Source organism: Geofilum rhodophaeum (assembly GCF_002210225.1).
GTDB lineage: Bacteria > Bacteroidota > Bacteroidia > Bacteroidales > Marinilabiliaceae > Geofilum > Geofilum rhodophaeum.
On sequence record NZ_MWUJ01000002.1, the window covers coordinates 76,148 to 99,034 of the forward strand.

The following is a 22,887-nucleotide window of genomic DNA, read 5'->3' on the forward strand; positions in this document are numbered from 1 at the left end:
CGCCTCTAAAAGGAGAAGGATCTTTTTTGAGGAGCACCACCAAAGACCAGACAAGAAAGCAGTTTTTCTCCACCAACAACCCAAACTAATTGATAAAGCCACCCCAAAATTGCAGGTCTGACAGAAAATCCTCACTTTTGCGGATTCTGTTAAAACAAGTCCTGATTTTTAAAAAAAAGATACACAAGCCGGTATAAGAAGTGGCAATACTTGACCAATAAGGGCTTAAACTTTTAAAAAAAAATCTAAAAGAGTAACCAAAAAACAAAGTATTCGTAACATTCACTCAAGCATAAAATTGATTAAAGGACGGACGATATGAAGAAAATTTATGTTTTACTCCTGTTGTTGATGCTGCCCATGGCCACCATGGTTGCACAGGAAGCGAAATTTAAGGCGGTTTTTACCCTGAATTTTATACGCTATATTGGTTGGCCGGATCAGTCGCTGCAGGGCGATTTTGTGATCGGCGTGGTACGCAACAGGGAGGTGGCCGACTGGATCAGAGACCAGTCTGCCGGCAAAAAATTCGGTTTCCAGGACATTGTGGTCAGGGAATACCGAAGTATTGAAGAAGTCGATGGCTGCCAGGTTATATTTGTGTCCTCGGCCATCAACATTCGAAACAACTCGGAAGTATTGATCGAAAAGGCCAGACAAACCAACAGCCTTATCGTTTCCGAAGCTGAAGGAGCTACGGCACATGGAGCGGCCATCAATTTTGTGGTCCGCGACGGGGTGTTGAAATTTGAGTTGCATAAGGGCAATGCCGCCTGGATGGGTCTGCAGTTCAGTTCCCGTTTGGAAGGGATGGCCGCAGCCATCAACCTGTAGCAGCTTTTCTGCTGAGGTATACCTAATAAGGACTCCCTTTCCCTGCTGATGATTTTCAGAAAGGGAGCAGGGTGTCGTTTTTAAAATAGTTACTTATATTTATTAGAAATCTGCAAGGCATGAAGATGAAACTGAATTTGGGCCAGAACTTTTTAATCCGCCATAAACTATTGTACGGATTTGGCCTGATCCTGGTGGTCGTGTTGCTGAACGCCATTCTCTCGGTAACTACCCTGGTACGCAGTACCCGGTTGAACAATCTGGTGACAGAGACTTATAGCCCCACCGTACAGGCGCTGGGCGATTTGGATAACATGATTACCCAAAGTAAGATGTTGATCCGCAACTGGGTGTTTGTTGACAAGCAGCCGGGCACGCCCGATAAAGTGCGCCTGGCCGATTTGCATGCGAAGGACTGGCCCGAGCTTCAGGAAAGGCTGTTGCCCCTGACCGAAAACTGGGAAAAGGAAGAAGATGTAGCCTTGCTCCAGGAAGTTACCCACCAGATGGACTCCCTCTTTGGGATGCACCGCTACGTGATGGAGAGTCTCAATTCCTTTGATGCCTACGAAGATGTGATGGTGTTTTTTGAAGCGGAAGATATGGTTATGGAGGGCCGCGGCATCATGTCCCTTTCGGATGAAATTGCAGGGAAAGTTGGTGCACTGGCCAGCCAATCGGAACAGCTCAACAATGATGCCTTGGCCGATATGGAGAGTGCTTTTACCACCTTGGGCTGGGTTGTTGTATTGATGGGAATTATCCTCATCGTGGCTTCATTGGCCATCGCCTGGCTGCTGTATTCTGCCATTGTGGTGCCGCTGACCAAGGGCGTGACCTTTGCCCAGGCCATTGGTAAGGGCGACCTGACCGCCGAGGTGGACATCCGTCAAAACGACGAAATTGGGATTTTGGCTACCGAGCTCAGCAACATGGCCAGCAACCTTAAAAGAACCGTTCTTTCGATCAAGGAGAATGCCAACAATCTGGTTTACTCGAGCGACACGCTTAAAACCAGCTCTATGCAACTTTCCCGCGGTTCGGCCGATCAGGCTGCTTCTGCCGAGGAAGTATCCACTTCTATTGAAGAAATGGTGGCCAACATAGATCAAAATACCGATAACGCCATTCAGACCGAGAAAATTACGGTAGAAACCGCCAAGGACGTTAACATTGCCAATGAGTTGAGTTCAGAAGCGGCTCAGGCGATGCAGGCCATTTCGGAGAAAATTTCGATGATCAGCGACATTGCTTTCCAGACCAACATTCTGGCACTGAATGCGGCTGTTGAGGCGGCACGTGCCGGCGAGCATGGCCGGGGCTTTTCGGTAGTTGCCGCAGAGGTACGCAAGCTGGCCGAACGCAGTAAGGTGGCTGCCGATGAAATTGTTACCCTGGTAAGCCGTGGACTCAAGGTTTCACATGAGGCCGGAGAAAAGGCTCGCCTGTTGGTGCCCGACATCGAAAAGACCACTTTGTTGATTAAGGAAATTGCAGCTGCCAGTATGGAACAGAAGACCGGAGCCGATCAGATCAACCTGGCCATGCAACAACTCAATATGATTACTCAGGAAAATGCTTCCAGCTCCGATGAACTGACTCAAAGTTCAGACCAACTGTCGGTATTGGCACAGAATCTTCAGGAAGCCGTGGGCTATTTCAACATTGGCATTGAAGAACAAAAACAAAAGAACCAGGCAAAGGAAACCGCCACAGCGAGCAGTCCCAAACCCAAGCAGGCCGGAGCGACTGCTCCGGGGTCTTCGGCCAAAAAGGATTTGAAACAGGACCTTTCGAATCTGGGCAAGGAATTTGACCTGGACAATTATGAGAAGTTCTAAAATGCTGCCCTTAAAATTCAGTTTATGACAGAAAATTTCAGCATAGCGTTTAAAGAAGACAATGGCGAGACCGCCATTGTCTTTGGTGGTCAATTAACCATCCCTTTTATTCAAAAGCTGACTCAGGAGGTGAAGGAAAAGCTGGGCCAGCCTAAGGCTTTACATCTGGTGGTGAAGGAAGTGGAAAACATCGACCTGACCTTCATTCAATTGCTGTATGCACTAAAAAACACCGGGAAAAAACTGGGTTATCCGGTTGATTTGCAAATGGAGTTGCCCGACGACCTGAGCAGCTTAATGGTCAATGCCGGTTTTGGTCAACTCCTGAACCAAGAGAAGAAAAACTAAACAGAAGCAAACAATAACAATAACACATTTATTATGGCAAAAACGGTTCTAATCGTAGACGATTCAGAAAGTATCCGGGAAGTAGTCAATTTCACCCTGCAAAACGAGGGTTACGATGTTTTAGTGGGAATCGATGGTGAGGACGCCCTGAAGTTTCTGGACGGACGACATATCGATATCATCATTACCGACCTGCATATGCCCAACCTCGACGGCCTGGGATTGATTCGCAAAGTTCGTGAAATGGAGAACTACAAACACATTCCCATTTTATTCCTGACCACCGAATCACAGGCGGCCAAGAAAATGGAAGCCAAAGAGGCAGGTGCCACAGGCTGGATCATCAAACCTTTTGTACCCGCCAAACTGCTTTCTGCCATTTCAAGAGTAATTCGATAAGCAACAAAAACATGCTTACGGAAATAAAGAATCAGTTCTACAACGATACGCTGGAGACCCTGATCTCGATTCAGGAGGCCTTGTCGGAAACACCACCGGAGGGGGAGGAAGAGCGCAATATGGTAGAAAGAGTTTTTACTGTTTCTCATCAAATCAGCGGCACAGGACCCATGCTGGGTTTCGACAACAGTGCGCTCCTTTCGAGAAAACTGGAACGTACTTTCTACGAAATCCGTTCGGGTAAACGTACGCTTACAGCACAGCTGCTGACACAAACACAGCGTACCATTCAAAACCTTTTGGAGGTGCTGCAAAAGGAGCAGGGAGAATAATTAATTAAATGGCCTAAGGCAGGAGCGAATATGATAGATAAGTTTAGGGCAAAATTTGTTGAAGAGTCGACCGACAATGTCCACGATCTGGAGGAAGCACTTTTTCTTCTGGAAAAAGACATGGACAATAAGGAGTTGATTGAGCGTATTTTCAGGGCTATGCACTCTCTGAAAGGGGGCGGAGCCATGTTTGGATTCAACCATTTGAGTGAATTCACGCACCACCTCGAAACCATCTTCGACTGGGTTAGAACCAACAAACTCAAAGTCACTACCGACCTGATTACGCTGACCTTTTCGGCCATTGATCAAATTAAATTTCTGCTTAAAACAGGTGATCTAAGCGCTGCGGAAGACCTCAATGCGCAACAGAACTTTATTCAGCGCCTGCAGGCCTTCCTGTCGGGCGAAGGAAGCACCGGACCGAGCGGAGCGGCTGCCTCGCAGACCGCTGCAGCGCCGGAAGAATCAGACGAAAAGACCTATCTGATCAGCTTCATCCCCCAGAAAGAACTCCTGCAAAACGGAACCAATCCCCTGTATCTGCTGGACGACATTCATGCTCTGGGCCAGGCTTTGACCTTGGCTTATACCCACAAGGTTCCTTCCCTGGACCTCATCGATGCAGAGGCCAACTACTGTCTTTGGCAGATTCTGGTGAGCACCGCCGAATCGATCAACGAAATAAAGGACGTTTTCATCTTTGTAGAGGACGAGTGTGAACTGCATATCGACCAGGTGGCCGGTCGCAATATTCTCCAGGATAAGGAAGTGCTGGAAAAGACTGAAAAAGCTGTCAAAAACAGCACCCTGTTAACGGTAGAGGATTTTAAACTGGAAAACCAGGCGCCGGTAGCAGGCCCTGCACCACAAACCGAAGAAAAAAAGAAGGCAGCCATTAAGGAACACAAGATTTCAAGTATACGTGTTTCTTCCCATAAAATTGATGAACTGGTAACCCTGGTCAGTGAGCTGGTAACCCTCCAGGCCCAATTGAGTCTGTATGCCGAAAACACTCAGGATGCCACCATGCTCTCGATGAGCGAGAATGTTCAGAAGCTGTCGCGACAACTCCGTGAAAATGCCTTCGACATCAGCCTTATTCCGCTGCAAAGCGAACTCATGCGCTTTCAGCGCTTGGTCAGGGACCTGTCTAAAGACCAGGGCAAGGACATAGACTTTGTAATTGAAGGGGGCGACCTGGAACTGGATAAGAACATTATTGAAAACCTAACGGACCCCTTGCTGCACATTTTGCGCAACTCCATTGACCACGGCATTGAGGTTCCGGAAGACCGTATTAAGGCAGGAAAAGCGCCCAAAGGCAACATCCTCTTTAAAGCCTTTTATTCCGGTGCCAACGTAATCATAGAAATATCCGACGACGGCAAAGGCATTGATGCAGAGCTTATCCGACAGAAAGCCATTGCTAAAGGATTGATTGAAAGCGACGCGGCGCTCACAGAAAAGGAGGTGCTCGATTTGATTTTTGTAAGTGGATTCAGCACCCGCGAAGTGGTGTCCGACGTATCGGGCAGAGGGGTTGGTATGGATGTGGTCAAACGCAAACTGGCCAACATCCGCGGAGAAGTCAGCATCGAATCGGAAAAAGGCAAGGGAACCCTCATCAGCATTACCCTGCCTATGACCCTCTCCATCATCGACGGATTGTTGGTGGGCGTAGGCGAAAACCAGTACGTCATTCCCATATCGGCCATCGATAAACTATATGCCCTGCAACCGGAACAATTAAAACAATCTTTCAACCAGGTGGTGGTCATTGATAATGAACAATATCCTTACATCGACCTCAGAAAGGTTTTTAAAGTGTCGGATGCCGAAGACAGGGAACAACTGCAAATGATAATGGTAAAGGCCGAAGACCGACTAACCGGTTTGCTGGTCGACGCGGTAATAGGCGAGTACCAAACGGTGGTAAAACCGCTCGGACGTTATCTGAAAAAACAGGAAATTTTATCCGGCGCCTCCATTATGGGCGACGGAACCATCGCCCTGGTAATAGACACCACGCGTTTGCTCCAAAAACAAAAAAACAGGAAATAAGCCACACTGCATATGGAAACACAAAACATAACCCTTTTATCTTTTAAGATTCAGGACGACCTCTTTGCAGTGGATGCCCTACAGGTAGATCATATTCTGGAGTTACCGCCCATCATTACCGCGGTTCCCAACACGCCCCACTATATGAAAGGCATCATCAACCTGCATGGTAATATTATACCGGTGGCCGATATGCGTTTGATTATGGACAAGGAAGTCCAGGACAAGCGGTCAGACGCTTCCATTATTGTGCTCAACCCCTCCAACATACAAGATGCCCGCATAGGTATACTTGTAGATGTAGTGGAGGAAGTAATTGAAACGAAAAAGGAGGCGCTAAAGGAAACCATCACCGAAGGAAAAAAGGGGCTCATCGAACATTTTGAAGGAACCCTGGTCTTTAATGAGGACTTTGTGCACGTTATCAACATCGCCCATTTGTGCGAAATCATTGAAAAATAATACACCAAAAATGGCTGAAGCAAAACATACTTATTTGAGCTTTAAAATTGGGGCGGAGACCTTTGCAGTAAATGTTACCAAGGTTATGGAGATCAGAGAATATCAGGCGCCCAAAGCCCTCCCGCAAACCCTGCCTTATGTAAGCGGTGTGGTGGAGTACCAGGACGAAGTACTTCCCCTGATCGATACCGGGATCAAATTTGGTATGGCACCTGTTGTGCTGAGCGCAGCCACCTGCATTGTGGTGCTGCAGCTCGAAAACACCGACCTGGGTAAAATTTATCGGGTCGCGGTTTTGGTCGACAATGTGGCCGATGTTATGGAGGCAGAGTTGGAGGATATGAAAACCATCGGCGACGATTACCGGCCCGATTACATTTCAACCACGCTCAGCTACAAGGACGAATTTGTGTATATTCTTAACGCCGATGCGGTGTTTAATCAAAAAGAAGTCGTTGCCATTCAGGAGTACTTGCAAAAAAATCAGGAAAAGAACTAAAGCATAAATGACCACAACGAACAGACACGGCAACCCGGAAGGGGCACTTGCCTGCTTTAAGGCAGAGCTTACCGAGAAGGATTTTGAGGTCTTCAGTAAATTCATTTACTCGGAGTACGGCATCAAAATGCCTCCCATTAAGCGCATCATGCTGCAAGGTCGTCTGCTCAAGCGCATACGTGAACTGAACATGAAATCCTACTCCGAGTATAAAGAGTATTTTTTCAGTCAGGCCGGTCAGGAAAAGGAATTGCTCCATTTCTTAAATGTGGTCACCACCAATAAAACCGACTTCTTTAGGGAACCGGTGCATTTTATTTTCTTAAAAGAAAATATTTTACCTGCCTTTCAGGAGCAGGATACCAAGCAAATGTTTAAGGTATGGAGTGCGGGCTGCTCCAGTGGGGAGGAGCCATACACCATAGCCATTACACTGAACGAATTTCAGCGCCTTAACCCCTTATTTAAATTTCAAATTACGGGCACCGACATCTCCACGCAAATGCTCGAGAAGGCAGCCAAAGGGGTTTATCCGATGACTAAGGTAGCTACGATCCCGCTCGAGCTCAAAAAGCGCTACTTGCTGAAGAGTAAGGATGCAGGTAACCCAACCGTTAGGGTGCATCCCCTCTTGCAAAAAAACCTGGTACTGAACTACCTCAATTTAATGGAGAGCAGTTATGGGGTCAAAGAGACTTACGATGTAATTTTTTGCCGCAATGTGCTGATCTATTTTGATCGGCCTACCCAGGAGCGGGTCATCAATAAATTGTGTCAGAACCTGAAAAGGGGAGGGCACTTTTTCATAGGACATTCAGAGTCGCTTTCGGGCATGGATGTTCCACTCAAGCACATAAAACCAACCATTTTCGAAAAAATATAAACAACAAGTCATCCATAATTTAGCAACATTATGACGAATCTTTCGGACAGACAATTACTAAAAGAGCTCAAAGACCGGCTCCAGGAGCGTTCCAAATACGAACAGGAGATCAAACTGCTTTCTCAGGAACTGCAGGAAGTGACCAAACGCTTTAAGGAATCGGAGGCGCTCAAGAGCCACTTTATTTCCAACATTTCCAATGAAATTGTTAACCCTTTTACTTCCATCCTGGGCTTATCCAAGTCCATTTTGTCGGTGGAGAAAAACGACTGGAAAAAAGTGGTCAGTATGGTGGCGCTGATCCACAGCGAAGCTTTTAACCTCGACTTTCAGCTGAAGAACATTTTTGTAGCGGCTAAAATTGAAGCGGGTGAAGTGGTTCCGAACATTGCTAAGGTAAACATTCGCAATGTGATTCAAACCATCATCGATTCCTTTAGTCTGGTAGCCCGAAAAATGGCTATTGAAATAGAATTCAACTTTAATATTGAATACGGTTTTGGCAAAAACTTCTATTTTAAAACAGACAGTGAAAAGTTGAAGTTGATTTTGAGCAATATGCTTAACAACGCGCTCAAATACAGCTACAAAGACAGTAAAGTCATCATTAATGTTACAGCCGATGAGGATTTCCTGACCATTGATGTTCAGGACTTTGGCACCGGAATATCCGAGAAAAATCAAAAAATCATCTTCGAACGCTTTAAGCGCCTCGATTCGGGCATCAACTCCATCAACCGCGGACATGGTTTGGGCTTATCCATTACCAAGGCCCTGTTGGATGTTATGGGCGGATCCATCGAAATCAACAGCAAAAAAGGAGAGGGTTCAACCTTTACCGTAAAGGTTCCCGAGGCGAAAAATGTGGTGGATGGATTTAGTGGAGAAGGCAACGACATCTTCTTCGACGATGATGATGAGATTTTTTAAGGAAGATTAAATGAATCAATACTTACAACATTTTTTGTATCCTTCCACCTTGTTTGCCAGCAAGGAACCTTATATGGTTAAGACCATCCTGGGTTCGTGCGTGGCGATCTGCCTGTGGGATCCTGTGACCAAGATTGGGGGCATCAATCATTACATGCTGCCCAACTGGAACGGGAACGACCTGGCATCGCCCAAGTATGGCAACATTGCCATTGAAAAGCTCATCGAACGCATGGTTCAGCTGGGCTCACGTCGGGAAAACCTGCAGGCAAAAATATTTGGAGGCGGAGACCTGATTGCAGCCGACCGAAGTGCTATGCTCATCGGAGAAAGGAACATCAGGGTAGCCCGCATCATGCTGGAAGAAAAAAACATTCCTGTGGTGGCCTCCAGCACAGGAGGACGGAAAGGAAGGAAAATTCTGTTTTTTACCGACAGTGGAGAAGTCCGACATAAATTCATCGACAAAAGGACGTATTAAGGCATCTTAAGCTTACTGAGGACAGCGATATGGAGAAAAAAATTCAGGTTTTAGTTGTGGACGACTCTGCCGTGGTACGGCAAAGTCTGACTACCATTCTGGAGTCTGATCCCCAGATAGAGGTGATGGGCACGGCTGCCGATCCCCTGATTGCTGTCAAAAAAATAATGAAGCAGATTCCGGATGTAATCACCCTCGACATCGAAATGCCGCGTATGGACGGGCTCACTTTCCTGCGCAAAATCATGTCGCAGCATCCCATACCGGTGGTCGTCATTTCTTCGCTGACGCAAGAAGGGACAGAAGTGGCTATGAAAGCTCTGGAGTACGGGGCCTCAGAGATTATAGGCAAACCAGCCATGAATGCGGCTCAGTTCTTTAACGAGTCGAAAATCATGCTCTGCGATGCGGTAAAAGCGGCTTCACAAGCCAAACTTTCGCGCCTTAAAATCAGTTCGCCACCAACAGCTATGGTGGTGAAACCCAAGCACAATGCCGACATTATGTTGGAACGTGCCTCTCTGAAATCGCGCATTGTAGATACCGAAAAAATTATCGCGCTGGGCGCTTCTACAGGAGGTACCGAAGCCATCCGTCTGCTGCTGAAAAGTTTGCCGGCCCGTATGCCGGGTATTGCCATTGTACAGCACATGCCGGCCGGTTTCACCAAGTCCTTCGCCAACAGCCTCAATGCCAATTCGGAGCTCGAAGTTAAAGAAGCCGAGGACGGCGACCGCCTTTACCAGGGCCGGGTTTTAATTGCTCCCGGCGGTTTTCACATGTTGCTGAAGCGAAGTGGAAAAGAATATTCGGTAGAAATCAAGAAGGGACCGCTGGTCAACCGGCACCGCCCCTCAGTAGACGTGCTCTTTCGTTCCGCAGCCCGTTATGCCGCACAAAATGCCACCGGCATTTTGCTTACCGGAATGGGGGCCGACGGCGCCAAGGGCTTGCTCGAGCTAAAAGAAGCCGGAGCCGATACCCTGGCGCAGGACCAGGCCTCTTCCGTCGTATACGGGATGCCCAGAGAGGCGGCCAAATTAGGGGCAGCCAATCACATTTTAGGGATAAGTGAAATGGCGCCCTTCCTCATCCGACAGTTTTTTGAATAGGCAAAGACTAAGAAAAGAAAACCCCATTATGCAGATGAAAAAAATAAACATTAAAGCACTGATATCCAAAGCGACCCTTCAGGGAGCTGGTTTGGGTTTTGTATTGGCGGTGTTGATCCTCCTCATCAGTCTGGATGCCCCCCTCTTTGCCCAGAATCCGGTCAATCTCAGGGGGTTGTTTATGGTCTTTCCTGCCCTTTGGGCAGTAGTTCTTTTACCCATTTTCTTCGGAGTCGTCAGCTTTTATCTCTCCAAGCGCTTTGCCGGCATTGTGGCCAAACAAAGTAAGCAACTTAAAAAAGAGGCCCAACGCACCAAAATGGTGCTGTCCTTTATCGAAAACCTGCGTCAGGATAAACTGGATGTGCCCATCGATGAGCAAAAGAAAAAAGATGCCCTTACCCGTGCCCTGCTTAAATTGCGGGAATATATGGTACAAAGCAAGCAGGAACAGCAGCAACGTCGCATTGAAGAAGAACAACGCAACTGGGTTACCCACGGCTTGGCCCAGTTCGGCGAGATTCTGAGAAAATCGAACGACAATCTGGAAGAACTCTCCTACGAAATCATTCGCTACCTGGTGGATTACATGAAAATAAACCAGGGCGGGGTATTTCTGCTGAACCACGATAAGGGCGGAACCCCTTTCTTTGAAATGACCGCCAGCGTGGCCTTCGACCGCAGAAAATTTGCCGACAAAACCATCAACTGGGGCGAAGGACTCATTGGCCGTTGCGGACTGGAAAAAGAAACCATATTAATTACCGACGTACCCAACGATTACATACACATTACCTCGGGATTGGGAGGCGCCAATCCGGGAACCATTTTGCTGGTTCCGCTCAAGAGCAACGACGAGCTCTTTGGAGTCATTGAGCTGGCCTCTTTCCAGATTTTGCAGCCCTACGAAGTCGAATTGGTCGAGAAATCGGCCGAAAGCATCGCCTCCACCATAGCCATGGTGAAAAACAACATTCAGACCAACAAGCTGCTGCGGGAGACGCAGATTCAGGCTGAAAAAATGGCCCAACAGGAGGAAGAACTTCGTCAAAACCTCGAAGAAATGCGGGCGACTCAGGAAGAAAGCGACCGCCGGGAAATTGAGCGCAAAGGTATTTTGGATGCCATAGACCATGCAGCCATCAGCTGCGAATTCGACCATGGAGGAAATCTCCTGTCGGTGAATGAGAACTTTCTTAAGACCTTTAAATACAAGCCCGAAGAAGTAGAGGGACAAAACCTCAAAATCTTTTTCTTTAAAGACGATGTAAGTGAGCTGGACCGTATTTTGGCCGACCTGCAAAACGGACAGAACTTTAGGGGAAGGGTGCGCCGGAGAACCAAAACCGGCAGTGAAATTTACTTGTTGTCGACCTACAGTCCCGTTATGGACCATCACGGCAACATCCTCAAAATCATCAGTCTCGAAAACGACATTACCGATCAGGTGAAAATGGAGGAGGCCTTGAAACACTCTAAGGAGGAACTGGGACAGATGCTCGAAGAGGCCCGTAATGAAGTCAAAGAGCAATTTGCCGAAATTGAGTCGGTGAAAATACGCAACGAAAAAATGCTCGAAGGAGCACTCGATGCCATTATCACGACCAACAACGGCGGTCTCATCGAGTTTTTTAATGCGGCTGCTGAAAAGCTGTGGGGCTACGACAGACAAGAAGTACTGGGTCAGCCCTCTACCATGCTCTTTTCTAAAGAAACGGCAAAAACGGACGAATTTGTCACCGCCTTTGTTTCGGTAGGGGGACAAAAAATTGTGGGAGAAAGACGGGAGGTTCCCATTCGCAACAAGTATGGCGAAGATATCCCGGTACTGATGTTGCTGTCTGAAGCCAAGGTGGGCGAAGAATACTCACACACCGCCTTTATTCAGAATGTTGAAGTTGAATTGTTTTAAACCCGCAGACCTTAAATGCAGAATAGTGAGAAAGATTACGACTATAAGGAATATCTGCTGATTCTAAAGGAATGTTCTCCCTACGATTTCAGTGAGTATTCGGACAACTCGATAGATCGACGCATAAAAAAAATTATGCGCGACCAGGGGTTGAATATGGAAGAACTCGTCCTGAAAACCCGTACGGAACCTGATTTTGTTGAACAGGTGGTGGAAGCCATAACGGTAAATACAACCGAGCTGTTTCGCGATCCGCAAGTATGGAACCACCTCTTAAAAAAAGTGCTTCCAACCTTAAAGCATCAAAAGAAGATCAACATTTGGCACGCAGGCTGTTCCACGGGTCAGGAGGTGTATTCTCTTTTGATTCTGCTGGACCATTTGCAACTGCTCGACCGGGCCGAAGTATACGCCACCGACATCAGTAAAAAAGCGTTGGAACAAGCCAAAAAGGGACACTATTTCTACAATTTCAATGCCGATAAGTACCGTGAGAATTTTAGCGCCAGTTTTGAAGGAGAAAGCGAGCCGGATTTCTCCAAATATTTTTCGGCCGAGCCGGACAAGGATCACCTGAAAATCAGGCCCGATTTCTCGGAAAAGGTGCACTTTATAAAACACGATCTGGTAAAGGGCCCCTTGCCCTTTTACAACAAATTTGACCTTATTTTTTGCCGCAACGTACTGATCTATTTCCAGGGCAGTCTGCAAAGCAAAATCGTTGAACGTTTCCATGAAAACCTGTTTCCAGGTGGAACCATGGTACTGGGATCCCATGAGAGTCTGGGCGGATTTTTCAAAACCAAATTTTCAAAAAACGGTCCGGTTTACCACCGCACCAATTCCTTTCACTTTAAATATTAAGCGTAACATCGTGCTGCTCGGAATAAACGATATAAAGGAAATCACCACAGCTATGCTGGAATATCCCGGCATGGACTATACGGAGTATTCCCTTTCGTTTTTGAAACGAAGACTGACGCGACTCGCTACACAGCAACGCATTAGGCGCAAAGAACAATTTTTGGAACGACTGCACGAAGCAGATTTTAGGGCCTTGCTGCTTACCGAACTCTGCGTAGCCAATACCGAAATGTTTCGCGATCCGGCCCTGTGGCGCCTTCTGCGAGATAAGTTTTTACCCGCGCTGCCACAGGAATGCACTTGCCTGTGGCTGCCGCACGAAACAAGTGGCGAGGACAGCTACTCCCTGGCCCTGATATTACATGAGGCAGAATTGCCCGGGTCGTTTCAAATTATTGCTCAAAGTCCCAGCCACCAACACTGTCAAGCTGTTGAAGCGGGCCTGATCAACCAGCAGCACCATGAACAAAACCTAAGCAATTACAAGCGACTGGAGGACCGCGATGCCTACGAAAACTACTTGGTAGAAGAGGCGGGTAAAAGCTGTATTGCACAAAGCCTGCGCCAGAACATTAACTGCGTGCAAGGCCACTTTTTAAACCGGCAACCCAAGCGTAAAGATATAGGACTGATCCTGTTTCGCAATGTAGGTTTGTACTTCAATCCCCGACTGAACCACAAGGCGCTGCGTCTGCTCATCGATGCCCTTATGCCGGGGGGCTACTTGGTACTTGGACTAAAAGACCACTTGCCGACTGATTTGGAAAAAGAATTGATGGTTTGCGATTCGGCCGAACGCATCTACCAAAAACCTTTAAGTAAAGAACCCAGCTATGGAATCCACAGATTTTAAACTCATTGTCGTTGGGGGATCGGCCGGCAGTTTTTCTGTAGTATCCCACATCCTGGCAGGTTTACGGCCCGACTTTAAACTGCCTATTGTGCTTTCGCTGCATCGGCTTAAGCATGTGCGATCGGGTCTGGTAGAGGGTTTGAGTCTGAAATCGAAACTTAGGGTAATTGAACCCAACGACAAGGAAAAATTGCAACAAAACACCGTATACCTGGCACCGGCCAATTATCACCTGTTTGTTGAACTGGACGGTACGGTGGCCCTGTCGACCGAAGAAAGCCACAACCACAGCAGACCTTCCATCGACCATACCCTGGGCTCGGCAGCCTATGCCTACCGAGATAAGCTGCTGGGCATTTTGCTGACCGGCGCCAACCGTGACGGGGCAGCAGGCATGAAGGAAATAGCCGACAACAAAGGTTTTACCATTGTGCAGGACCCCCTCAGCTGCGATATAGCCACTATGCCCAACGAGGCCCTGAAATTGTTCCATCCCGACCGACTGATGAATCCTGAAGATATACTTCACTTTTTAAATGCGCTGCCCGGATGAAAAATAAACTAAGTCCTAAAAACAGTTTGCAAAAACGTCTGCTGCAGGTCTTTTTCCTGGCAGCACTGGCCTTTGGTCTGGTAATCGGAAAACTCCTTTTCCTGCCGGCAAGCACCCCTGCTGCAGTATATATACTTGAATTTATGGCCCTCTTTCTGTTTCTGGCCATCGTATATCTGGCCGATGCAAATTACCGTATGGCCGATAAACAATTGACCAAAAGTAAGGAGCAATACCAGTCGGAGCGCAAGGATTGGGACTCAGAAAAGAAGCTCCTTAAAGAACGGATTGCGGCCTACGAGGCTTTGCAAAACGATGCGCAGCGTTTTGCCTCCTATCGTGAAAAAATACTTAAGGAACTCTTTGAGGGGAGCCGCAGTAAAACCAATCGCCATCATTTTTTGTTTTTGCTGGCCGAGACCTTTAAAGCCGGAGCAGCAGTTCTTTACCGGGAAAGCGAACCCGAGGGAACATTTATCGTAGAAGAGAGTTATGCCCTTCCTGAAGATTTTGAAGTGGCCCCCTTTTCAAAAGGAGAAGGTCTCAACGGACAGGCTGTTGCCGACGCCCAGGTGAAGGTGGTGAGCGGACTCGACGAGGAAATGCTTCCGATAAGCTCGGGCCTGGGCCAGACAAATGGTCGATGGCTATACCTGCTGCCCGTTTGTAAGGACGGGCACTGTACCCACCTGATTGAGATGGTTTGTTTTCAGGAAGTGGAAGTGGAAAAAATGTGGAATGAAATTGCCAGTCGTCTGGTAAGTCAAGCAATTTTATAGAACATGATTAAAGGAAACCAAAATACAAACGCTTACCTCCTTTGGCTGAAGAAGTACTTTTCGCCAAAGGTGTTGCATCCACGCGACAAAATGTTTTTGTTGCTTGGGGTAATTTTGCTCCTGCTGCTGTCCTGGTCGGGTTTCCTGTCATTACTGGACCGCCCTCTGTCCTTTCTGAACATCGTTTACCTCCACGGCTATTTTCCGGTGTGGCTGGTAAATGCGCTCATTGTCGCAGCGCCCCTTTCCCTGCTTTTCTTCATCAACCGTCTTAACGAGAAGACCGCTGAGGCCACCCGCCAATCCTTAAACAGTCGCCAACGCATTGAACGGAACATTGCCCTGGCCAATGCATTGAAAAGTAACAACTGGGACAATATTGAGGCCCAGGGGGACCCGCTGTCCGCAACCCTGCTTGACCTGGGACAAAATATCCGGGAAAGCAAACGCAAGGAGGACGAACAAAACTGGATCACCAGCGGGAAAGAAAAAATATCGGACATCCTGCGCAACAGCCACCACCTCGACGAACTGGCCCTGCAGACCATCCGTGCGGTCATCGACTATACCGAAGGCATTCAGGGGGCCTTTTATATTCTCGAGGGCAAAGTGCTGAAACGACACGCCATGTACGCTTACGGGCGCCGGCGCTTCGAATACCACGAAGTTCCGGTAGGTAAAGGATTATTGGGGGCTGTGGCCTACGAAAAGGAACTTATTTACCGAACAGAAATACCAGAAGAGTACTACAGCATTACATCCGGTTTGCTGGGCGAGCAAAAGCCACGCAGTATTTTGTTGGTGCCCCTGATGCAGGAGGAGGACTTGCAAGGGGTATTTGAAATTGCCTTTGTAAAGAAAGCTCTACCCGGTTATGTGTTGCAATTTGCCAATGAAATCAGTTCGATTATTGGTCAGACCATCTACAATTTGCGCATTACCACCCGTACCGAGCAGCTGCTGGTCGAATCGCAGCAGATGACGGCTACCCTGCGTGAAAACGAGGACCAGCTGAGAAAGAATGCTGAGGAAATGATTGCTGCCCAGGAGGAACTGGAGCGCTCCAACAAATTGCTGGAAACCCAGATTCAGGAGGTGGCTCACGCCCGTAAGCGCCTGGAGGCCTTGCTGACCAACGCCTCGGAGTTCATCTCTATTTACAACGAAAACCAGGAACTGCTCTTCGAGAGTCCCTCGGTGAAACGCATCCTGGGCTACAACGATGAGGACAAAATTTCGGGTATGGACCCGGATATTTTAACGCCCAGAGGACTACGCACCATCAACAATCTGTTTCAATACCTCCTGGAAACACCGGGTGGCGAACAAAGTGCCCAATACACCTACCTGCGCAAAAACGGCGAAAAACTCTTTTTGGAGACCAAGGGGAAAAACCTCTTGCACGATCCGGCCATAAAGGGCATTATTTTTAATACCCAGGACATTACCGAACGCAAGCGCGCCGAGAAGGAGGAGCGCATGAAGAGCCGGATGCAGAGTCTCTCGGAGAACTCTCCCGATATGATCATTCGCATCAACCTGCTGGGTAAACTGGTGTATGTTAACCCTGCAGTAGCCCGCTTCGTTGAAGTGGCCCCTCAGGAGCTGGTTAAGAAAAAAATCAACGAACTGGAAATAGACGCCCGCTTCATCGAATTTGCTGAAGAGGCCCTCAGCAACATACGACAAAACCAGGAGCAGACCATCACTGAAGTAACCATGAACGCCCAGGAAGGTGAGCGCATCATGGAAATTAAGTCCATCCCCGAATTGGGAGAGGAGGGCGAATTGGAAACCATCCTCTTTGTGGCCCACGATATGACCGAGTTCAAGAAAATTGAACAGGACATCAAGGAGAAAAACAAAAAGATTTCGGACAGTATCAACTACGCCCAGCGCATACAGACCTCCATTTTGCCACAAACCCGGCACATTCAGGAGTACTTTCCGCGCTCGTTCATCTTTTACCGGCCCAAGGATGTGGTCAGTGGCGACTTCCCCTGGTTTTTCCAGAAAGAGGGCATATCTTACATAGCTGCGGTAGATTGTACGGGCCACGGCGTTCCTGGAGCCCTGATCAGTTTCATCGGCTACTTTTTGTTGAACAACATTGTGAATGCACAAACCGACTACACGGCGGCTCAAATTCTCGACGAATTACACCAACAGGTACGCACCACCCTCAAACAGGATCAGGAAGGTGCCTTGGGGCGCGACGGGATGGACCTGGCGCTGTTGATGGTAGACAAGGAAAAACAGACCCTGCAATTTTCAGGCGCACACCGTCCGCTTTTCCTGGTGCGCAACGGCGAACTCAACGAATACAACGGCAGCCGCAAGGCCATTGGCGGTATCCCCTTACGTAAAAAAATAGAAAAAGACTTTGAGAATCACATCATTGACTATGAGCCGGGCGACCAGCTTTTCATTTTCAGCGACGGATTGCCCGACCAGATTGGGGGACCCGATCGCAAAAAGTTTCAACCCCGGCGCATTCGTGAAATCCTGGCCGCAGAACCCGGCACCAGTATGGCTCATTTTTCACGGGCCTTCTCACAGGAATTCTACGAATGGATGGGCGACGAGAAACAAGTTGACGATGTTTTATTGATAGGAATTGAATTGTAGTTATATTTACATAGTTTTTAGAACCTTTGAATTTACATAAAATGGAACAGGAAAAACAAGGCTTTCTGGATTTTGCCTACCAGTTGTACAAAACCATGAAAACCAACGAAATCAGTCTGGTTTACGAAGGCGAGGTAACCCAGGAAATTACCAAGACCTTTACCTCACTGACTGAGAAAAGCCTTTCTAAAAACGCTGAATCCAATACGGTTCAGAAGAAAGTTTTTAATGTAATGGTAGAATGTTTGCAAAACATCAGCAAGCACGCCGACTCTTTGAGTGATGAGGAAGAAGAGCGCCGGGGCATCGTAATGGTAAGCAAGGGCGACGACAGCTACAACATCATTACCGGAAACATCATTAAAAACGAACGCGTACCGGGTCTTAAAGAGAGCCTCGAACTCATCAACAGCCTCGACAAGCAAGGTTTGTCGAATCTGTTTAAGCAGCAAATTAAGGAATCGACCATTTCGGAAAAAGGAGGCGCCGGTTTGGGTTTGATCGATATTGCCAAGAAAACCGGCAGCAAGTTGAGCTATCAGTTTAAGGAGCTGAACGATCAGGTGTCTTTCTTTATTCTGACCTCCACCATTAAAAGAAACGCATAAACAATACAGACAATGGAAGTAATTAACATCAAGGGCACAGACGATACCCCAAATGTAATTCTGGACAAAGCGAGCGGGCAATTTGAGTTATCAGGCAGGTCCCTTCCTGAAGATGTCAACCAGTTTTACGAGCAGATCCTCGACTGGATCGATGAATACGCCAAAGATCCTTTGGATCACACTGAATTTAATTTCAAATTGGAATACTTCAACACAGCCTCTTCCAAAGTGATTCTTGACATCCTGCTCAAATTTGAGGAGATTGTTGAAAACGGCAAGGAAGTGATCATTAAGTGGCACTACCACGAAGATGAAGAGGACATGCTGGAAGCAGGAGAGGAATACTCCGACATTGTGGAGATTCCCTTTGATTACATTGTTTACACCGACTAGATAATTGTCCCCCGGGAGCAATTATTGATTTTTTTATAAGATGAGTGAAGAAATTCTAAAAGCGCTGATGCAACTGTTTGGTCTGCTGACCAAACAGGACGGTGGCGTGGGATCCAATGAAACGGAATATGTCCGGGTTTTTCTCAAACAACAGCTCAATACGGAGGCTGTAGAGGAATACTTTGCCTTGTTTCTAAAGCATTCTGAAGACGAAAACAAGGACGAAGGAGAGGAGGCCGGTAAGGTGCGCCTTACCTCCATGAAGGATTCTGTACGGATTTTGGGCATCTGTAAAAAAATCAATAAGCAGCTCAACCGCGAACAAAAAGTCGTGGTACTGGTGCGCCTCTACGAGCTGATCAGTATGGACATGAAGCTGACCGAACAGCGCATGGCCATCATCAGCACTGTGGCGCAGGTCTTTAAACTGCCTAAGGAGGAAATTTCGGCCATCGAAAGCTTTGTCTTGCACAACGAAGCAGCAAAGCTGAATCAGCCGGATTTCATGTTGGTGAACAATGAAGAAGGCGGCGACACAGAAAATAAGCACATCCAGACCATCGGTCTGGATGGCAGCATCATCATATTGCGGGTAAAGAGTGCCGATTTGTACTTCATGCGCTACACCGGTGATCAGGATTTGTTTCTGAACGGAATGACCATCAGCAACCGGCGTATCTACCTATTTCCCAAGGGCAGCTTCATTCGCATACCCAAGGGCAAACCCATCTATTATACCGATGTGGTAGGCCACTTCCTGACCGATGCCGATTCGCCGCGCATCAGTTATGAGGTCAAAGACGTGCTCTTCCGATTTAAAACCGGGACGGTGGGACTGCGCAACATCAATCTGGCCGAGGAGCAGGGTAGGCTGATAGGCATAATGGGTGCCTCCGGAGCAGGTAAAACCACCCTGCTCAACGTACTCTCCGGTATTGAAAGTCCCACCGAAGGTGAAGTCCTCATCAACGGCTACAACCTGCATACCGAAAGAGAGGAAATTGAAGGAGTTATTGGACTCATACCGCAGGACGACCTGCTGATTGAAGAGTTGACCGTTTTTGAAAACCTCTACTACAACGCCAAACTGTGCTTCAAGGATAAGAGTGAGGAGGAGCTCACCGCCATGGTGCACGACACGCTTCAAAATCTCGGCTTATTTGAGCGCAAGGACCTTAAAGTAGGCTCGCCCCTGAATAAAATGATCAGCGGAGGCCAGCGCAAGCGCCTGAATATTGCCTTGGAGTTGATTCGTGAACCCGCCATCCTCTTTGTAGATGAGCCCACCTCCGGACTTTCGTCGCGCGACTCCGAAAACGTGATGAATCTTTTGCGCGAACTGGCGCTGAAGGGGAAGCTGATCTTTGTGGTGATTCACCAGCCCTCGTCGGACATCTATAAGATGTTCGACAAGATGTTTATTTTGGATACGGGGGGCTATCCCGTTTACTATGGCAATCCCGGTGAATCGCTTATTTACTTTAAGCAACTCGACGCCCAAATCAACAGCGATCAGGGCGAGTGTCCCACTTGCGGCAACCTCAACCCCGAATTGATATTCAACATCCTCGATGCCAGTGTCATCGACGAGTACGGCAATTACACCAATAAGCGCAAGGTCAGTCCCACCGAATGGCACGAGCACTATCAAAAAGAAGTGACTTTGCCCCAGGTAAAAAGGGTGGAAACCAAACCACCAAAAAGCCTGAACATCCCTTCGTGGTTCAACCAGTTTAAAATTTATACCCTGCGCGATTTCTTTGCCAAAATCAGCAACACCCAATACATTGCGCTAAATCTGCTGGAAGCCCCCTTACTGGGCTTCATTTTGGCTTATTTGATTCGCTACATTGCCGACCCCACCTCCAACGTCTACCTCTTCCGCGAAAACGAAAACTTTCCACCCTACATTTTTATGGGTATCGTGGTGGCGCTGTTTTTCGGACTCATCATCAGTGCCGAAGAAATATTTAAAGATGCCAAAATACTCAAGCGCGAGTCCTTTCTGAATCTGAGTCGCTCGAGCTACCTGGCCTCCAAAATATTACTGCTCTTTACCATTTCGGCCATTCAAATGTTCCTTTTTGTGTGGGTAGGAAACGGCGTGTTGGGCATACAAAATATGAACTTTGAATTCTGGATGGCCCTGTTTTCCATTTCAGCTTTTGCCAATATTTTGGGCCTTATCCTATCGGCCTCCTTCAACTCCATTGTGACCATTTACATCCTCATTCCCCTGGTAATGATTCCGCAAATGGTACTGGGTGGAGCCATGTTTACCTTCGACAAGCTGAACAAAGATTTTACCAGTGTGGACAAGGTTCCGGCCATCGCAGAATTTATGCCATCGCGGTACATCTACGAGGGCTTGATTGTGCACCAGTACAAGCACAACAACTATAAAAAGAATTTTTTCGACATCGAGCAGCAGGAGAGTATGGCCGACTTTAAGCAAGTGCATTACCTGCCTGAATTGCGTGAGTTGTTAAACAGCTGCGTGGTGCACGTACTCGATGACGGCGATCGGGGAGAGAAAGAATTTACAAACGACCTGCAACTGCTGCAAAACGAGTTGTCTAAGGAAGTCCGCAGAGTCCCCTCCATTGCCTTTGAAAAGCTGGAGGCGATTAATCCCGAAGATTTCGACAGCAAAACCGGCGACAGCATAGAAGCTTACCTGAATCAACTGAGTATCTATTACCGCGATCTGTTTAATACCGCCAATGCAAAGAAAGACCAGTTTATTACGCACCATCTGAATACCGATCCCGAGCGCTTCAATCGCATTAAGGACGACCACTACAACGAAAGTGTTTCGTCCATTGTACGTCGCGAATTCGAGAAAAATAAAATGCTGCGGCAGGGCAATGCGCTGGTGCAGATGGCCGACCCCATCTACCAGTTGCCCGAACCCGAAAATCCCTGGTCCTTCCGTACCCACTTTTTTGCTCCGGCCAAGCATTTTTGGGGCCACTTTTACGAAACCCTGTGGTTCAACATCACTATGGTATGGTTATTGACTATAGTGCTCTACGGGGTGCTGTATTTCGACCTGCTGAAGAAGTCGATGAATTACCTGGGCGGAATAAAATGGCGTAAAAAGAAACTTTAAACCCTTTAAAACAGTATAAAACCAACAGTATAACAAGCATTAACTACCGAAAACATAAAAATAAGCACCATGTACAAAAATTTACTTTTTTCCCTGCTGATAATGGCCGGAATGCAATTGATGTCATCCTGTGCAGGATGTTCCGATTCGGGCAAAAAATCACAAGGCGATGAAGATGCCCTTACATTGCCCGATTCCCTTATTTCAGACGCCCCCTTGCGCTTATCGGAAGAAATCATGAACGAAGTCATTGGCAACATTTCTTCTCCGGTTGAAATGGCCGGCTTGTTTAAGAATTCCGGTGTAGATTTTACCCAGCGCATACTCAATAACCCCGATAATGTATCCAATTACGAAACCTCTTACCAAAGAGCGCTCAACCTGGGGGTTTACAGTGCCGATTTGGGTTACATCAATACCTTTGATAAAAACAACATTGTGGTTTCCTACCTCTTGGCCGTTAAAAATCTTGCCGACGGCATCCGTGTAGGTCAATTCTTCGATTTCAACGCGCTTCGTCGTATGGCTTCCAGCTCCACCAACCTGGATTCGTTGATGGAAATGTCACAGACCAGTTTCAACAAAATGGATTCGTACCTGCGCGAACAAAACCGAAGCAATGTCAGTAGTCTCATCGTTACCGGTGCCTGGGTAGAAGGTATGTACATTGCATCCAGCATTGTACGTGAATCGGGCGATAAAGAACTTTCGGACCGTATTGCCGAGCAGAAAAACGTAGTCAATATTTTGGAGATCATCCTCAGCAACTACGCTTCGGATGCCGGTTTTGCAGAATTGGTGCAGTCGGTCGAAGACCTGAAAGCAGCCTATGCCCCTGTACGCATTACTACCGAGTTGGGTGAACCCCAAAGAATTGAAAAGGATGGTTCCCTGATTTTCATTCAGGCTGAAGTCAGTACTGTTCACTATACCCCTGAGGATTTGGAGAACATTATGGCTACCATCGAAAACATACGTGCAAAAATTGTCAACTGAAAAT

General features: G+C 47.5%; 22 protein-coding genes. All 22 read left to right on the forward strand.

All coding sequences use genetic code 11. The features are described from left to right. The first annotated feature begins 318 nt into the window (after window positions 1-318). The 22 genes from B4W65_RS02735 (at window position 319) to B4W65_RS02840 (ending at window position 22,883) form a co-directional block, all read left to right on the forward strand. On the forward strand, window positions 319-834 hold the full coding sequence (locus tag B4W65_RS02735) for a YfiR family protein (protein ID WP_088653594.1): 516 nt from the start codon (window positions 319-321) through the stop codon (window positions 832-834). Window positions 835-953: 119 nt separating this feature from the next. Next, window positions 954-2,675, forward strand: coding sequence for a methyl-accepting chemotaxis protein (locus B4W65_RS02740; RefSeq protein ID WP_088653595.1), 1,722 nt, complete (start codon window positions 954-956; stop codon window positions 2,673-2,675). Window positions 2,676-2,699: 24 nt separating this feature from the next. Next, window positions 2,700-3,023: an STAS domain-containing protein gene (locus B4W65_RS02745; RefSeq protein ID WP_088653596.1), complete on the forward strand. Its 324-nt coding sequence runs from the start codon at window positions 2,700-2,702 to the stop codon at window positions 3,021-3,023. Between the two features lie 33 nt (window positions 3,024-3,056). After that, window positions 3,057-3,422 carry a response regulator gene (locus B4W65_RS02750; RefSeq protein WP_088653597.1) on the forward strand — a complete coding sequence of 122 codons (366 nt, stop codon included), beginning with the start codon at window positions 3,057-3,059 and terminating at the stop codon, window positions 3,420-3,422. An 11-nt stretch (window positions 3,423-3,433) separates the two neighbouring features. Further along, a complete protein-coding gene (locus B4W65_RS02755; RefSeq protein WP_088653598.1) occupies window positions 3,434-3,754 on the forward strand; it encodes an Hpt domain-containing protein in 321 nt (106 codons plus the stop codon). A 30-nt stretch (window positions 3,755-3,784) separates the two neighbouring features. Then, entirely contained in the window at window positions 3,785-5,818 is a 2,034-nt protein-coding gene (locus B4W65_RS02760; protein WP_088653599.1) for a chemotaxis protein CheA, read from the forward strand. A 12-nt stretch (window positions 5,819-5,830) separates the two neighbouring features. Continuing rightward, a complete protein-coding gene (locus tag B4W65_RS02765; protein ID WP_088653600.1) occupies window positions 5,831-6,280 on the forward strand; it encodes a chemotaxis protein CheW in 450 nt (149 codons plus the stop codon). Between the two features lie 10 nt (window positions 6,281-6,290). Continuing rightward, window positions 6,291-6,779 carry a chemotaxis protein CheW gene (locus tag B4W65_RS02770; RefSeq protein ID WP_158522757.1) on the forward strand — a complete coding sequence of 163 codons (489 nt, stop codon included), beginning with the start codon at window positions 6,291-6,293 and terminating at the stop codon, window positions 6,777-6,779. A gap of 7 nt (window positions 6,780-6,786) precedes the next feature. Beyond that, window positions 6,787-7,662, forward strand: a complete 876-nt coding sequence (locus B4W65_RS02775; RefSeq protein ID WP_088653602.1) for a CheR family methyltransferase — start codon at window positions 6,787-6,789, stop codon at window positions 7,660-7,662. A gap of 30 nt (window positions 7,663-7,692) precedes the next feature. After that, entirely contained in the window at window positions 7,693-8,592 is a 900-nt protein-coding gene (locus B4W65_RS02780; protein WP_088653603.1) for a sensor histidine kinase, read from the forward strand. Window positions 8,593-8,602: 10 nt separating this feature from the next. Beyond that, window positions 8,603-9,073: a chemotaxis protein CheD gene (locus tag B4W65_RS02785; protein WP_088653604.1), complete on the forward strand. Its 471-nt coding sequence runs from the start codon at window positions 8,603-8,605 to the stop codon at window positions 9,071-9,073. A 29-nt stretch (window positions 9,074-9,102) separates the two neighbouring features. Beyond that, window positions 9,103-10,185 (forward strand): protein-glutamate methylesterase/protein-glutamine glutaminase, encoded by a 1,083-nt coding sequence (locus B4W65_RS02790; protein WP_088653605.1) that lies wholly within the window; start codon window positions 9,103-9,105, stop codon window positions 10,183-10,185. A 34-nt stretch (window positions 10,186-10,219) separates the two neighbouring features. After that, entirely contained in the window at window positions 10,220-12,097 is a 1,878-nt protein-coding gene (locus tag B4W65_RS02795) for a PAS domain S-box protein (protein WP_088653808.1), read from the forward strand. Window positions 12,098-12,112: 15 nt separating this feature from the next. Continuing rightward, the gene (locus B4W65_RS02800) at window positions 12,113-12,961 is read left to right on the forward strand and encodes a CheR family methyltransferase (RefSeq protein WP_088653606.1); all 849 of its coding nucleotides are present in this window, start codon (window positions 12,113-12,115) and stop codon (window positions 12,959-12,961) included. Window positions 12,962-12,971: 10 nt separating this feature from the next. Next, a complete protein-coding gene (locus tag B4W65_RS02805) occupies window positions 12,972-13,814 on the forward strand; it encodes a CheR family methyltransferase (RefSeq protein ID WP_158522758.1) in 843 nt (280 codons plus the stop codon). Then, on the forward strand, window positions 13,795-14,367 hold the full coding sequence (locus B4W65_RS02810) for a chemotaxis protein CheB (protein ID WP_088653608.1): 573 nt from the start codon (window positions 13,795-13,797) through the stop codon (window positions 14,365-14,367). The genes B4W65_RS02805 and B4W65_RS02810 overlap by 20 nt, the downstream gene beginning before the upstream one ends. Continuing rightward, the gene (locus B4W65_RS02815; RefSeq protein WP_088653609.1) at window positions 14,364-15,146 is read left to right on the forward strand and encodes a hypothetical protein; all 783 of its coding nucleotides are present in this window, start codon (window positions 14,364-14,366) and stop codon (window positions 15,144-15,146) included. The genes B4W65_RS02810 and B4W65_RS02815 overlap by 4 nt, the downstream gene beginning before the upstream one ends. A 3-nt stretch (window positions 15,147-15,149) precedes the next feature. Next, complete coding sequence (locus B4W65_RS02820; RefSeq protein WP_088653610.1) at window positions 15,150-17,774, forward strand: PAS domain S-box protein; 2,625 nt, start codon at window positions 15,150-15,152, stop codon at window positions 17,772-17,774. Window positions 17,775-17,815: 41 nt separating this feature from the next. Beyond that, window positions 17,816-18,382: a SiaB family protein kinase gene (locus B4W65_RS02825; protein ID WP_088653611.1), complete on the forward strand. Its 567-nt coding sequence runs from the start codon at window positions 17,816-17,818 to the stop codon at window positions 18,380-18,382. Window positions 18,383-18,394: 12 nt separating this feature from the next. Next, entirely contained in the window at window positions 18,395-18,775 is a 381-nt protein-coding gene (locus B4W65_RS02830; RefSeq protein WP_088653612.1) for a DUF1987 domain-containing protein, read from the forward strand. Between the two features lie 40 nt (window positions 18,776-18,815). Beyond that, entirely contained in the window at window positions 18,816-21,887 is a 3,072-nt protein-coding gene (locus B4W65_RS02835) for an ATP-binding cassette domain-containing protein (protein WP_169713471.1), read from the forward strand. A 69-nt stretch (window positions 21,888-21,956) separates the two neighbouring features. After that, on the forward strand, window positions 21,957-22,883 hold the full coding sequence (locus B4W65_RS02840) for a hypothetical protein (protein WP_088653613.1): 927 nt from the start codon (window positions 21,957-21,959) through the stop codon (window positions 22,881-22,883). Window positions 22,884-22,887: the final 4 nt, after the last annotated feature.